The organism is Blautia sp. Marseille-P2398, assembly GCF_964240315.1.
Classification (GTDB): Bacteria; Bacillota; Clostridia; order Lachnospirales; family Lachnospiraceae; genus Blautia_A; species Blautia_A wexlerae.
The window spans coordinates 1-13,395 of the sequence record NZ_CAXSTD010000014.1; the positions used below are offsets into that span (position 1 = coordinate 1).

Below are 13,395 nucleotides of genomic sequence, written 5' to 3' on the forward strand. Positions count from 1 at the left end.
CTGCGGCAATGGAATTTTGGCTTGTATGTCTCGGGATTTTGGCATATTCATGCCAAAACACCTCGCGGGACAGTGGCATGTGAACAGTAACACAAAATATTCTCTGAAATTGTCATAAGTCATGATACAGAGAATAAAAAAGCATTTTTTATCCATACTATTTTCATGTAACAAAATACAGTATTTCTTAAAAAAGGAGACAACAGACTATGATTTTAAAAGAAAAGGAACGTTCAGTAATCGAAGATCTTCAGACACAAGAGAAAAGCTGTGTGGAAAAGTATGGAAAATACGCAGAACAGGCCAGAGACCCGGAGCTTAAAAATCTTTTCCGGAATATCCAGCAGGAAGAACAGAAGCATTATGAGTCTTTGTCAATGATTCTTTCCGGAAGTGTGCCTGAATGTAACTGTAATGACAGATCAGGCAAAGACTATCAGCCAAAAGCAGTCTATACAGCCATGAGTTCACCGGAAGATAAACAACACGATGCGTTTCTTGCAACAGACTGTATTGGTACAGAGAAGCTAGTGTCAGGAACATATAATGATGATGTGTTTGCGTTTGAAGACAGCGGAGTGCGTAAGCTGCTGGCTGATATCCAAATTGAGGAGCAGAATCATGCGGAGATGTTGTACAAGTATAAGACCGTAAATGGTATGGCATAAAAGTCAGAAAAAACAGGCAGTCTGCGCAGGACTGCCTGGATACATAACTGGAACATGTTCCAGTTTGACGAAAGAAAGGGCCACTTTTCGGCAACTTATTAATTGTAAGAACAAATGCGCAGTGCTATACTTGTCTTGTTAAAATTTATTCCAGATTGCCTGCAGTAATGGTATTTTGGCGTATGTATGCCAAAATACCCCGCAGGATAGGCGTATGAACAGTAACTATTATGTGACTGTGAAAAGTAATAACAGAACAGGAAAAGTAAGTATGGCGAGTATAAGAGATGTAGCGCGCAGAGCAGGCGTAGGGGTGGGAACCGTTTCCAGAGTTATAAACGGAAATGGGTATGTATCAGCTGATACAAAAAAGAAAATTGAAAAAGCAATTGAAGAATTAGAGTATACACCAAATGAATTGGCGAGAAATCTGTTTCGTAATAAAACAGGAATTGTAGGAATACTGGTGCCGGATGTAGATCATCCGTTTTTTTCAAGTTATGTGAGACAGACAGAGGCAGCTTTGTATGAAGTGGGGTATAAGACTCTGATTTCAAGTACTATAGGAGTCAGCAACAGAGAAGAAGAATTTCTGGATATGCTGGATCGAAATATGGTAGATGGCATTATTGCCGGCTCTCATACACTGGAAGGAGAGAAATATCTGAAAAGAAAACATGCTATCATCTCCTTTGACAGAGATTTCGGACCGGAAATCCCGATGATCGGGTCGGATCATGTAACCGGCGGCAGACTGGCAGCGGAGGTTTTGATTCGGAATAAATGTAAAAAAGTACTAAATATATTCGGTGTGTCGCCAAATATTGTGGCAAATGATAAACATACAGTACTGAAAAAAACTCTGGAAAAACAAGGAATTGAAGTGGTAGATCTGATTCTGGAGTGGAACAGGTTTGGCCATGAGGATTACTGGGAAAGTGCCAGAAAGGTAATGGAAACTTTTGATGGAATCGATGGTGTGTTTGGAACTGATCAGCCTGTGCTCAATATTATGCATCTGGCACTGAAAGCAGGAATAAAGATACCGGAAGAGTTAAAAATCGTAACATATGATGGAACGGATATATCCAGACTGGTTTATCCGGAAGCTACCAGCATCAGGCAAAATATAAAGATGCTTGCAGAACTCAGTGCTAATTCTGTAGTTGATCTGATAGAAAACCGAAGACCTGTACCGAATAAGCAGATCATCCCTGTAGAATTGTATCAGGGACAGACAACTTATCCTGTAGATACGGCCATATAGACTATTATTTGACCGTTTATGGAGTGTTGTATAAAAAAGAAGGGATTTGAGTATCAATAAAAATACACAAAGATCTCTTCTTTTTTTTGTCTAATTTAGGGAAAAAGCAATACTATATTGACAAAATCTAATTTACATCATATACTTTATACAAATGGAACGGGTACCACATATAAAGTATCAATAACTTATGCTTTATTATGTTTCGGATAGTATTTCATAAAGTCTTCATAATACATGATAAGCTCTGCAGACAGGGGCTTTTTTATTTTAATGTATATGGAACGGGTACCATATCTATTATTTACGAGGATTACTATAAATATGACAAATATCAGAAAGGGGATTTACGTATGTACACAGGAAATTATGAGTGTCTGGAATTATTTGTAAAACCGGATGAAGGCAAAAAAGGCAGTGTGCTCCTGAAAAACGTAAAAGAAAGCACAACAGAGACAAAAGAACTGAAACATATCTATGGAAACTGGATCAAATTTCCGGTAAGCAGAAATACAGAATATGAAATCTCAACACAGGACTGCACAATAACATTTGCTTATTTAAGTGAATGTGAAAACATTATGGAAAATGGAATCTGTGTGCTGGATACTACAGATAATTATAAAGAGATGAATAAAGAAGAGTTCCTTCGTTTTATAGATACTCCATACAGAGAACAGTATCATTTTTCACCGGTTGTGAACTGGAATAATGATCCGAACGGACTTTGTTGGTTTAAGGGTTATTATCACCTTTTCTATCAGCTGAATCCTTTTGGACAGGAGTGGAATAATATGTACTGGGGACATGCAGCAAGCAAGGATCTGATGCACTGGACACATCTTCCGGTTGCGTTAGAGCCTCAGGAAGAAATCCTGGATAATCTTGCAATCAAAGGTGGTGCTTTCTCCGGAAGCGCACTTCCGATGGGAGACGAGGTATACTTCTATCTCACAAGACATATCGGACCTCAGGATGACGGATGGGACACTGTTCAGTATCAGACAATGACAAAGAGTAGTGATATGATCCATTTTGAGCCGGAAAAAGAGATTATCAGGGAGAAACCGGAAGGTACTAACTATGATTTCCGCGATCCGAAAGCAATTAAGATCGGTAAGAAGTATTATATTGTATTAGGTGCATGTATAGATGAAAAAGGAACATTTCTTCTGTACGAATCTGAAGATGCAGAGAACTGGAAATACAGATGTCCTCTGATTACAGAGGAAACAAAGATCAGAACCATTGAGTGTCCGGACTTTTTCCCATTGGATGATAAATATGTAGCTATGGGCGCATGGATGAGCCATTATGATGAATACGGAAGATTCCAGCAGTGCAGATATTATGTGGGAGACTGGAACGGTGATGCAATAGATGTCCATACACAGCAGTGGGTGGATTTTGGAAGCAACTGCTATGCAGCGCAGAGCTTTCAGCATGAAGACCGTAGGATCCTGATCGGTTGGATCAGTGATTTCTATGGAGAGCATATTGCTACAGAGCCGGGAGCTTATGGAAGCATGACTCTGCCAAGAGAGCTCCATGTGAAGAATGAACATGTATATACAAAACCTGTAGAGGAAGTTTATACTCTTCTGGGTGATACAGTATATGAAGGCACAGGCAGTGAGATTAAAGTCGGCTCCATTTCAGATAACAGATATTATGCATCTGTATCATTTGAAGAAACAGGAGATTTCAACATTCTTCTTGGTCAGGATGGGGATAAATCCATCAGTCTGACTGCAGAAGGGGGAAAAGTATTCTTCAAAATGACAGGTGTGAAGAGCGATAAGGTACAGTTTGTTTCTTCTGTGGAGAAATGCAGAAATGCAGAAATTTTTGTAGACGGAAGAACAACTGAGGTATATTTAAATGATGGAGAAGATGCAGGAACCAGACTGTTTTACAATAGCAGCAGCCAGGGAATCTTCTGTCTGAACAGTGATAAAGAAGCGCAGGTTAAAATCTGTGAAATGAAATCCATCTGGAAATAAATCCGCAGAATACAGATATTTGGCTAAGTTACTGAGAACGGAGTGAACAGTAACGATATTTGCTTAAAGCAATGTGCCATATATCTGCCGGCAGTAAAAAAATGGTAACGGTTCCATAAAAATGAAAAAATAAATAGAAAGAAGAGGGGGAAAATTGAGAATTCTATTTTCCCTCTCTCTTTTTTTGGAAACATATAAAAAATAACGGAATATAGGAAATTTAATATAAATATAGCAAAGAAAAAACCCAGATATGATTGTGAGAAATATATAAAAACAGATAACTTATATTGTGAAAATATACGAATTGATGCAAAAACAGGATTTTTAAGTTAAAATATATTGACAAATAAGGCAAGAGAGATTATGATAAAACCATCATATGAAACGGGTTCCACAAAAGGACCAATAAAGCTTTTAACCACAGCAAAATAGCTGTGGTTAAAAAAGGAAATACATGGAACGGGTTTCATAAAAACGACATTTCCCGAACGAGATTAAGGAGATGTAACATCAACAACCAATACATTTTATCAGGAGGAAAGAAACATGAAAAAAAGAATGAGCGTAATTCTGGCACTCACAATGGCGGCAACTACAATGTTCAGTGCAGTACCGGCAATGGCAAAAGATGGTGATGTAGTAAACATTACAATCTGGAGCCCGACAGACAGAGAACAGGTAGAGACATGGTGGACAGAGAAGATTGCAGAGTGGAATGAAGCAAACCCGAATATCCAGGTCTCACGTGAAGCAATCGACCGTTCCGATTCCTACGCATATGATAACAAGATTGCTACAGCAGTAACATCCAATGACCTTCCGGATATCTTCTATGTAGACGGACCGCAGGTTTCCTACTATGCAGCAAACGGAATCAGCATTCCGCTGAGTGATTATTTTACAGAGGATGATCTTTCTGATTTTGTTCCTTCATCCATTGCCCAGAATACCTATGACGGACAGTTATATGCAATCGGAGCAACAGAATCTTCCGTAGCATTCTATTACAATAAAGATTACCTCAAAGAGTGCGGTGTTGATACAGATGACCTTGATTCCCGTACATTAGACAACCCGATCACATGGGATGAGATGGCAGAGATCGCTGAAAAGTGTACAACAGATAATTATGTGGGAACACACATTATCATGGATCATGGTGAAGGTCTTCCATATGCATTAGAGCCAATGTATATCTCTGAAGGAAAAGACTACATCAGCGAGGATGGTAAGGAAGCTGACGGATATGTAAACAGCGAAGAAGCAGTAAAAACAACTTCTTACCTTGCAGATCTTATTGCAAAAGGATATGCAAACATTGAGCCGATCACAGATGAGTTCTTAAACGGTGCATGTGCAACAATGCTTGGTGGTTCATGGGAAGTTGCAACTCTGGAAGCAAATGCAGATTTTGACTGGGGTGTAACATACTATCCGGTATCTGAAACAGGTACAGCAGTTTCTCCTTGTGGTGACTGGGCAGCAGCAGTAAGCAAGGACTGTGAGAATCCGGATGCAGCAGGCGAATTCCTTCAGTGGCTGATGAACAGCGAAAATGTAGCAACTTATGCAGATGCAATCGCAAAACCTGCAACACGTAACTCTGCTTATGATGAAGAAGCAATGGCTGATTACAAAGAAGGAGCACGTGCACTTATGGTTGAACAGCTGAACAACACAGCAGTTCCGCGTCCAAGAACACCTTCCTATGCAACATTCTCTTCTGCATATGCTGAAGCAATGACAAATATCCTCTCTGATGCAGCTACAAACGGAGAAGTTGATGATGATTATATCCAGTCTGAACTTGATACAGTAGCAGAAACATTCACAGAAGATTACGAAACATACTACGCTGAATAATCAGGATAGAAACCTGGCCGCATCGCTTTTGCGGTGCGGCCGTTTTAAGTTTGTTAAAAGGGGGAAAGGATTATGGCTAAGACGAAGCTGACAGGCAGAAAACGTGACGAGAGAATCACTGCATATGCATTTACTGCTCCGGCAGTTATCCTTCTGATCGCATTTCTGGTTGTACCGATGATCTATACCGTTTACTATTCCGGATTTAAATATCAGATTATGAGACCGGATGCCATAAAGATGATTGGTATTGAAAACTATCAGAAACTGTTCCAGGATAAAAACTTCTGGATGGCTCTGAAAAATACTGTATATTTCACAGTAGTTGTTGTACCTGTACAGTGTATACTGGCACTTGGACTGGCGCTTCTGGTTTCAAAGAAATTCCGCGGAGTCGCAATATTCAGAACAATGTATTTTAGTCCACAGTTAACCTCCATGGTTGTTATCTCTGTTCTGTGGTCAGTACTTTACAATGCAAATCCAAACACTGGTCTTATTAATTCTCTGCTGGTATCACTGGGAATGGATCCTATTAATTTCCTGAGCAATGAGCATACAGCCATGAACTCCATTATCTTCATGTCTGCATGGCAGGGCGCAGGTTATCAGATGATGATTTTCCTGGCAGGTCTTCAGGGAATTCCGAAAGATCAGTATGAGGCAGCATCTGTAGATGGTGCAAACAAATGGAATCAGTTCCTGTTTATCACACTTCCGGGACTGAAAGGAACTATAAAATATGTTATTATGATCACTATGATCCAGGCAATGAAGCTGTTCACACAGCCATATATCATGACACAGGGCGGACCAAAGAACTCCACCAAAACTCTGGTATATTACATTTATACACAGGGCTTCCAGAAAGGTAACTTTGGTTATGCCTGCTCAATCGCAACTGTATTCTTCGTTATTGTTGTGGCAATGTCACTGTTAATGAAGAAAGTAACTACTGCAACTGATTAAGGAGGACAGGAAAATGAAAAAATCATCAATGAAATTTTCTGCGGCTTTTTCCAAATTTATGTTTTATTTTGGAAATATTGTCATAGGTATTATCTTTGTTTCTCCTCTGATCTGGATGATTTCCGCGTCTCTGAAACCGGAATCTCAGATTTTTGCAAATATGAACTCCCTGAAAACATTCTTTCCGGTATCGGCTTCTTTTAATAACTATGTAGAAGTATTTACCAGAATGAATCTTCCTCAGGTATTTAAGAACACCTTGCTTTACATTGCACTCATCCTGGTTCTTGATCTGCTTGTAAACTCCATGTGTGGTTATGCGCTTGCAAAATTTGAGTTCAAAGGAAAAGGCGCGATCATGAATCTGGTAGTAGCCCTGATGGTACTTCCGATGGAAGCAATCATGCTTCCGTTATATATTGAAATGTCACAGCTTGGCTGGGTAAATACACTTGCAGCACTGGTAATTCCTTTTGTAGCAAAATGTTTCTCCATCTATATGTTCCGTCAGTTTTTCTGTGATATTCCAGATGATCTGATCGAGGCGGCTGCAATTGATGGATGTCGTCCGGCAGGAACTTTCTTCAAGATTGTTATGCCGATTTCCAAGACTGTATATGCAACTGTATTTATCCTTGATTTCGTCGCTCACTGGAATGACTTTATGTGGCCATTCCTGGTTATGACCGGTGAAGACAAGCGTACGATCCAGCTCGCAGTTCAGTCCTTCTTCGGAACACAGCCTGTACATTATAGTGCAATCATGGCAGCACTGGTAATCTCTGCAATCCCGATGATCATCATGTTCATCTTCATGCAGAAATATTATGTAGAAGGTATTGCATCTTCCGGTATTAAAGGCTAAGTCAATATATAAAGCCCTACAATGCGCCTGGATGGCGTTTTGTAGGGCTTTTTTATGTTAGAAGAATTATGTCGCTGAAGCGACCCGTCGCAGGCGGAGAATCAAGTAGTCTCCTGATGTAATTGCGAATATTCGCCTGACGTATGAAAACACTTGGCTTTAAGATAAAATATGTCAAAATTTCTTATTGAAACTAAAAATAGGAATGTTATGATAATGAAGGAATTCTGTTGAAATTGATATTTGTATTTCAATGGAGATTCAATCAAATCAATAGCAAAGCAGATAATTTTATCAGCTGGAATTGTTATAGAAATATAGAGAATGGGAGTAAAGAGAAATGACCACATCTATGATAAAAGGGAATCCGCTGAAACTGATGCTGCAGTTTGCGCTTCCTTTATTATTAGGAAATTTGCTGCAACAGACTTATAATATTATTGACGCTGCGATCGTAGGACAGATCCTTGGCGCAAAAGCGCTGGCAAGTGTAGGAGCCAGCAGCAGTATTCAGTTTCTGGTACTGGGATTCTGCATGGGAAGCTGTACAGGGTTTGGTGTTCCTGTAGCTAAATATTTTGGCGCAGAGAAAATAGAAAAAATGCGGGATTATATCTTTAACAACCGTAGCAAGAATTCCCTCACCTCTATAGGGACGCTACTGAAAAACTATTTTTATACACATTATATAGTAGATTAAAACAAATAAAAACACTTTATATTGTACTGCTTTATGCAAAATAAAGACTTTTTCAGTGGCGTCCTATAGGTGAGGGGATGAATTGCACATTCGAGCATGTCTGCTCAAATTCATAAAAAATCACAAAAACACTTGTTCTGATACAATAAATATATTATAATAGAAAAGAAGAACAATATGCTCTTTAATTTTCATTCAGTGTTTTTGGCTGATCATGGTTATGAAATATAGCAGAAAGATGCTAGACGATAAGATGTCAGAGAGAGCAAAAGAAATCTTGAAATATAGTACCTGTTGAAACAATCCATCAGTATATAGAGAGTCAGGGTGAGAAAGATAAATCGGGCAGTAAAAATAAGGATCTATCCAAATAAAGAACAGATAACCCAGATAGAGAAAACAATCGGCTGCAGCCGCTTTCTCTATAACCGGATGCTTGCGGATAAGATCCGTTATTATCAGGAAGAAAAAAAGATGCTGAAAAATACGCCGGCCGGATATAAAAAAGAATATCCATGGCTGAAAGAAGTGGATTCTCTTGCGCTGGCAAATGTACAGTTAAATCTGGAAGGGGCTTTCCGGAAATTTTTCCGGGAACCGGGAGTGGGATTTCCGCATTATAAATCAAAAAAACATTCGCGGAAATCCTATACAACGAATATGGTAAATGGGAATATCTGTCTGCAGGACAGGTTCCTGAAGCTGCCAAAGATGCAGCCGGTAAAAATAAAACTCCACCGTATGATCCCGGAGGGATGGAAGCTGAAATCAGTGACTGTGAGCAGGGAACCGTCCGGGAAATATTTTGCCAGCCTGCTGTTCGATTGTGAAAACCAAACAGCGGAGAAAAGACAGGCGGAAAAATTTCTGGGGATCGATTATGCCATGCATGGGATGTGTGTATTTTCCACCGGTGAAAGGGCCGGATATCCCATGTTTTACCGGAATGCAGAGAAAAAACTTGCCCGGGAACAGAGAAAGCTTTCCAGATGTGAAAAGGGCAGCCGTAACTATCAGAAACAGAAGAAAAAGGTTGCATTATATCATGAAAAGATAAAGAACCAGAGGAAGGATTTCCAGCATAAGCTCAGTCACAGCCTTGCAGAAGAATATGACGCGGTATGTGTGGAGGATCTGAACCTGAAGGGGATAGCCGGAGGCCTGCATTTCGGAAAAGGGATACAGGATAACGGATACGGTCAGTTCCTTTCCATGCTTGGATATAAGCTGGAAGAACGTGGAAAATATCTGATAAAAGTAGACAGATATTTTGCATCCAGCAAGATATGCAGTGTATGCGGGCATAAAAAGAAAGAGCTGGCATTATCAGAACGGACATACCTGTGCGAATGTGGAAACCGGATGGACCGGGATGTGAATGCGGCGATCAATATTCTGGAAGAAGGAAAAAGAATATATAAAAAATGTGCATAATAGCACAGAAAAGATCCGTAACCGGATAAAAAAGAACCGCGGGACACGCGGGGATAGCCTGTTTTAGCTTTGCCCTGAAGGGCAATCGAGCAGGAAGCCCCATTTCAAAATCTGTAAGATTTAAGTGGCGGGAGCATGTCACTGGAGCTGTATTATGTGCAGGAATCGCAGTGATCCTGACAGCATTATGCAGTGTTTTATGTCCTCAGATTTTGCATATTTTATCTGTACCAGAGGACATTTATGACAATGCATACAGCTATCTGCTGATTATTTTCCTGGGGATTCCCTTTACGATTTTATATAACTACCTGTCCAGTATTTTACGATCAGTGGGAGACAGCAGGACACCGTTTATATTTCTGGCGTTATCTGCTGTTCTGAACATTTTTCTGGATTTATTCTGTATTATAGTGCTGAGACTTGGATGTGCCGGAGCTGCTATTGCAACGATTTCTGCACAGGCGATCAGTGGGATTTTGTGCCTTGTTTTTATTATCCGCAAAATGAAACTTCTGTGGCTCAAGAAAGAAAACAGGGCAATAAAGGGGGGATGCAGTAAAGGAGCTTCTGGCAATGGGAATGCCTACGGGACTTCAGTTCTCCATCACAGCTATCGGAAGTATGGTCATGCAGTCTGCCAATAATGGACTTGGAAGCACTTATGTATCTGCATTTACGGCAGCAATGAAGATCAAGCAGTTTACCATGTGTCCGTTCGATGCTATCGCAACCTCTGCATCTGTATTCTGTAGCCAGAATCTTGGCGCAGGACAGTCTGACAGGATAAAAAAAGGTCTGCGCTGTGGTATTGCAGTAGGAATTTTACTGATTTTTGCAGGGCATACACTTTCTATGCTGTTTGTTGGAAAGAGTGCGGTGGCAGTTCTGGATGCCTCTGCCAAATACCTCAGATGTATGGGATTTTTCTACTGGAGTCTTGGTATTCTCAATGTCGCCCGTATGGTAACTCAAGGACTTGGATATTCAGGCAGAGCCGTTTTCTCCGGCGTAACAGAAATGATCGCCAGAACAGTTGTCTGTCTTGGATTTGTAGGAACTTTTGGCTTCACAGCCATCTGCTTCGCAGACCAGACGGCCTGGATCACAGCAACCTGCTATATTTTTCCGACATGCCTGTGGTGCATCCGAAAGTCTACAAAAATGCTTGCATCTATAGCAGCCCGAGTAAATAATGCATCATAATCCAGCCCATCAGAGTGTGAAATTCTGCGTCAGATATCTTCCTTGTCTTTCGCACTCTGCTGAACTGTCTTAAATGCATTATTTATTAGGACTGCTATAAAAAAGTATGACAAAATAAGAAAACAGCTATGCAAGAGCTGCAGATAAAAATATCTGTACTCTTCATAGCTGTTTTTATGTATGGTTTATATATGGTAAAGCTATTGACTATATGGATATCAGGTTAAAAGAGCTTCTGCTCAGATGCTTTTTTATCCGTAAATGGTCCTGCGACAGTTTTGACATCTCTGTGATTTCCAAAGAAATCCTGATTAAAGATAATCGGGCTTCCGTCAGGATTTTCGTATTTCTGCTCCGGTTCGAATGCCATACCAAGTGTTTCAGTTGAGATGATACCGTCGGTTTCTTCTTTGATGATATCATACAGGTTGGTCTTCAGATACCAGCCATCTTCTTTCTCTTCAACAGAGATATCTACAGTGTGTTCTGTATCTGTGACTGCATCTGTTTCTTTTTCCCATGCACGTGCTCCATTGAAATAGAGATTGCCGGATGCCCATACAGGAAGATGATCATAATAGCAGTTGCCTGTTGTCTCAGAACCCATTCCGCAGTAACCTTCGAACTGTCTGTTCCATTCATCAAAGGTTGGATATCCGTTAAATTTGAAAGTTCCTGTGATCACATTGCAGTCATCCCACATATTTCCATTGTTACCCATAAGATCAGCCAGATCCTGCATACAAGGACGGATCGGTTTCTGAACGAAGATGTTGTTGTAGAATCTGTCATCTCCATGAAGGATGGTCATAAATCCTGCAACCTGAGTTCCGTGTTTGGTGTGATATGGAGTATATCTCGGAGATGGAATATCAGGTGCACCGTTGTCTGTACCGATACCAACAGAAACGAAGCCGCCGCAGATCAGGTTATGTACAAGGGCAACACCCTGGGTTGCAATTTTCAGTGCACGGTCAGACAGCAGGATATTGTGGTCGATTAATGTCGGACCATGGGAAACCTCAACGAAGATATCTTCTCCTACGCTTGTGACAGCGTCATCCCCTGCCTCGAAGTCATTAGGAAGAGCATTGTCATGGAAGAGATTTCCTGTAACGCGGGTTCCCTGTGCCTGCCAGTCAAGCCACAGACCACGGGTGCAGTTGTGGATATGGTTGCGGCGGAAAATAACATCGATAGCAGCATGCATTTTGATACCGCCAATCTCTGCTCCTGCCAGATTCTGCTTGTTATTAATGTGGTGGATATGGTTGTCTTCAATAACAGAGAATACGCCTCCAAGATGTCCTACAATACCTGTCTGACCGCAGTCATGGATTTCACATCTGCGCACAATATGGGAACCGATGTGTTCTTTATCCCATCCTTCATAGGAAGCCTGGCAGATGCAGTCGCGTTCTGTCTGAGTTCCGTCTTTGTATTTCCACTTTAACCATTTGTTATCATTTTCAGGCTGCAGATATTTACCAAGAGAAATACCGCTGCATTTGGATTCATAGATTTCACAGTCTTCGATGATCCATCCTTTGGACCAGTGAGGACCGACCATTCCCTCCTGATAAGCGGTAGGGGGAGCCCACTGAGTAGCAGCCTGACTGATGCGGAAACCGGAGAGAGTGATATATCCGATTCCTTCACTTTCCGGATAGAAGCAGTTTCTTCTTACACTGATCTCAACATTTTCTTTATTGGGATCTTTTTCATGGAAGTTTGCATAAATAATTGTCTGATTATTGGCTTCATCCTGTTCTGCGTACCATGTATATACAGAGAAATCAGGATCCCATGAGATAGTACTTTTTTGTGGATTTTTAACTTTATCCAGAGTGGTTACTTCATACATGGATTTTTCATTCAGGTATACATCTCCTGTATGAGCAATAAATGTAGCGATAAACCAATCTCCGGATACCAGGGTAGTAAATGGGTTATAATCACCGAAGATTCCGTTCGGAATGACTGCTTTCCATACAGTGCCTTCTACATTTTCCCAGTCTTTGACAGCTTCACTTCCTGTAATGTGCGCCTGTCCTTTTATTGCAGAACGGTAGGTGATACGCTTGTCTGCCGTTCCAGCGTGAATCGGATTAACAGCTTCACGGTATAATCCCGGTGCAACGATGACTTCATCTCCCGGAAGTGCCTTTGCAGCGGCCTCCTGAATAGTTTTGAATGGATTTTCTTTTGTTCCGTTTCCGGTCTGGATCACGGATGCATCAACGTAAATAATCATTATAAAAACCTCCCGGCCTTCTGGCCTGAATCCTTCTGTTTGCGGGCGAAATGCCCATAAGATATGTAATCTAGTGTAGCATGTAGATATGCAGCGAAACAATGGAATCCTGTGTCATTTTGTATGAATTTTGTGATGATTCATTACTGTTCACTGAAAACGT

General features: G+C 40.7%; 11 protein-coding genes. 10 read left to right on the forward strand and 1 reads right to left on the reverse strand.

What is annotated here, in order from left to right; all coding sequences use genetic code 11:
* Positions 1–209: 209 nt before the first annotated feature.
* From ACESZG_RS14780 to ACESZG_RS14825, 10 genes are all read left to right on the forward strand, one after another.
* Positions 210–668: a ferritin-like domain-containing protein gene (locus tag ACESZG_RS14780; protein WP_373218641.1), complete on the forward strand. Its 459-nt coding sequence runs from the start codon at positions 210–212 to the stop codon at positions 666–668.
* A 214-nt stretch (positions 669–882) separates the two neighbouring features.
* Positions 883–1,935: a LacI family DNA-binding transcriptional regulator gene (locus ACESZG_RS14785; protein WP_243151992.1), complete on the forward strand. Its 1,053-nt coding sequence runs from the start codon at positions 883–885 to the stop codon at positions 1,933–1,935.
* Between the two features lie 353 nt (positions 1,936–2,288).
* Positions 2,289–3,938, forward strand: a complete 1,650-nt coding sequence (locus tag ACESZG_RS14790) for a glycoside hydrolase family 32 protein (RefSeq protein ID WP_055153102.1) — start codon at positions 2,289–2,291, stop codon at positions 3,936–3,938.
* A gap of 549 nt (positions 3,939–4,487) precedes the next feature.
* Positions 4,488–5,804 carry a sugar ABC transporter substrate-binding protein gene (locus ACESZG_RS14795; protein WP_227296142.1) on the forward strand — a complete coding sequence of 439 codons (1,317 nt, stop codon included), beginning with the start codon at positions 4,488–4,490 and terminating at the stop codon, positions 5,802–5,804.
* 72 nt (positions 5,805–5,876) lie between these two features.
* Positions 5,877–6,773 (forward strand): carbohydrate ABC transporter permease, encoded by an 897-nt coding sequence (locus ACESZG_RS14800; protein WP_055154193.1) that lies wholly within the window; start codon positions 5,877–5,879, stop codon positions 6,771–6,773.
* Positions 6,774–6,786: 13 nt separating this feature from the next.
* Entirely contained in the window at positions 6,787–7,638 is an 852-nt protein-coding gene (locus ACESZG_RS14805) for a carbohydrate ABC transporter permease (protein ID WP_025581029.1), read from the forward strand.
* A gap of 340 nt (positions 7,639–7,978) precedes the next feature.
* Positions 7,979–8,338: an MATE family efflux transporter gene (locus ACESZG_RS14810; protein WP_025581028.1), complete on the forward strand. Its 360-nt coding sequence runs from the start codon at positions 7,979–7,981 to the stop codon at positions 8,336–8,338.
* 327 nt (positions 8,339–8,665) lie between these two features.
* On the forward strand, positions 8,666–9,772 hold the full coding sequence (locus ACESZG_RS14815; protein WP_330671078.1) for an RNA-guided endonuclease TnpB family protein: 1,107 nt from the start codon (positions 8,666–8,668) through the stop codon (positions 9,770–9,772).
* A 170-nt stretch (positions 9,773–9,942) separates the two neighbouring features.
* Complete coding sequence (locus ACESZG_RS14820; protein ID WP_242833536.1) at positions 9,943–10,419, forward strand: polysaccharide biosynthesis C-terminal domain-containing protein; 477 nt, start codon at positions 9,943–9,945, stop codon at positions 10,417–10,419.
* Complete coding sequence (locus tag ACESZG_RS14825) at positions 10,349–10,978, forward strand: MATE family efflux transporter (protein WP_373218645.1); 630 nt, start codon at positions 10,349–10,351, stop codon at positions 10,976–10,978. The genes ACESZG_RS14820 and ACESZG_RS14825 overlap by 71 nt, the downstream gene beginning before the upstream one ends.
* 223 nt (positions 10,979–11,201) lie before the next feature.
* Here ACESZG_RS14825 and ACESZG_RS14830 read toward each other — a convergent pair whose 3' ends face one another.
* Positions 11,202–13,232, reverse strand: a complete 2,031-nt coding sequence (locus ACESZG_RS14830) for a right-handed parallel beta-helix repeat-containing protein (RefSeq protein ID WP_373218647.1) — start codon at positions 13,230–13,232, stop codon at positions 11,202–11,204.
* Between the last annotated feature and the right edge of the window lie 163 nt (positions 13,233–13,395).

Coding starts and splice junctions, on each gene's coding strand:
- ACESZG_RS14780 (WP_373218641.1), top strand. CDS start 210: ATGATTTTAAAAGAAAAGGAACGTTCAGTAATCGAAGATCTTCAGACA.
- ACESZG_RS14785 (WP_243151992.1), top strand. CDS start 883: ATGAACAGTAACTATTATGTGACTGTGAAAAGTAATAACAGAACAGGA.
- ACESZG_RS14790 (WP_055153102.1), top strand. CDS start 2,289: ATGTACACAGGAAATTATGAGTGTCTGGAATTATTTGTAAAACCGGAT.
- ACESZG_RS14795 (WP_227296142.1), top strand. CDS start 4,488: ATGAAAAAAAGAATGAGCGTAATTCTGGCACTCACAATGGCGGCAACT.
- ACESZG_RS14800 (WP_055154193.1), top strand. CDS start 5,877: ATGGCTAAGACGAAGCTGACAGGCAGAAAACGTGACGAGAGAATCACT.
- ACESZG_RS14805 (WP_025581029.1), top strand. CDS start 6,787: ATGAAAAAATCATCAATGAAATTTTCTGCGGCTTTTTCCAAATTTATG.
- ACESZG_RS14810 (WP_025581028.1), top strand. CDS start 7,979: ATGACCACATCTATGATAAAAGGGAATCCGCTGAAACTGATGCTGCAG.
- ACESZG_RS14825 (WP_373218645.1), top strand. CDS start 10,349: ATGGGAATGCCTACGGGACTTCAGTTCTCCATCACAGCTATCGGAAGT.
- ACESZG_RS14830 (WP_373218647.1), bottom strand. CDS start 13,232: ATGATTATTTACGTTGATGCATCCGTGATCCAGACCGGAAACGGAACA.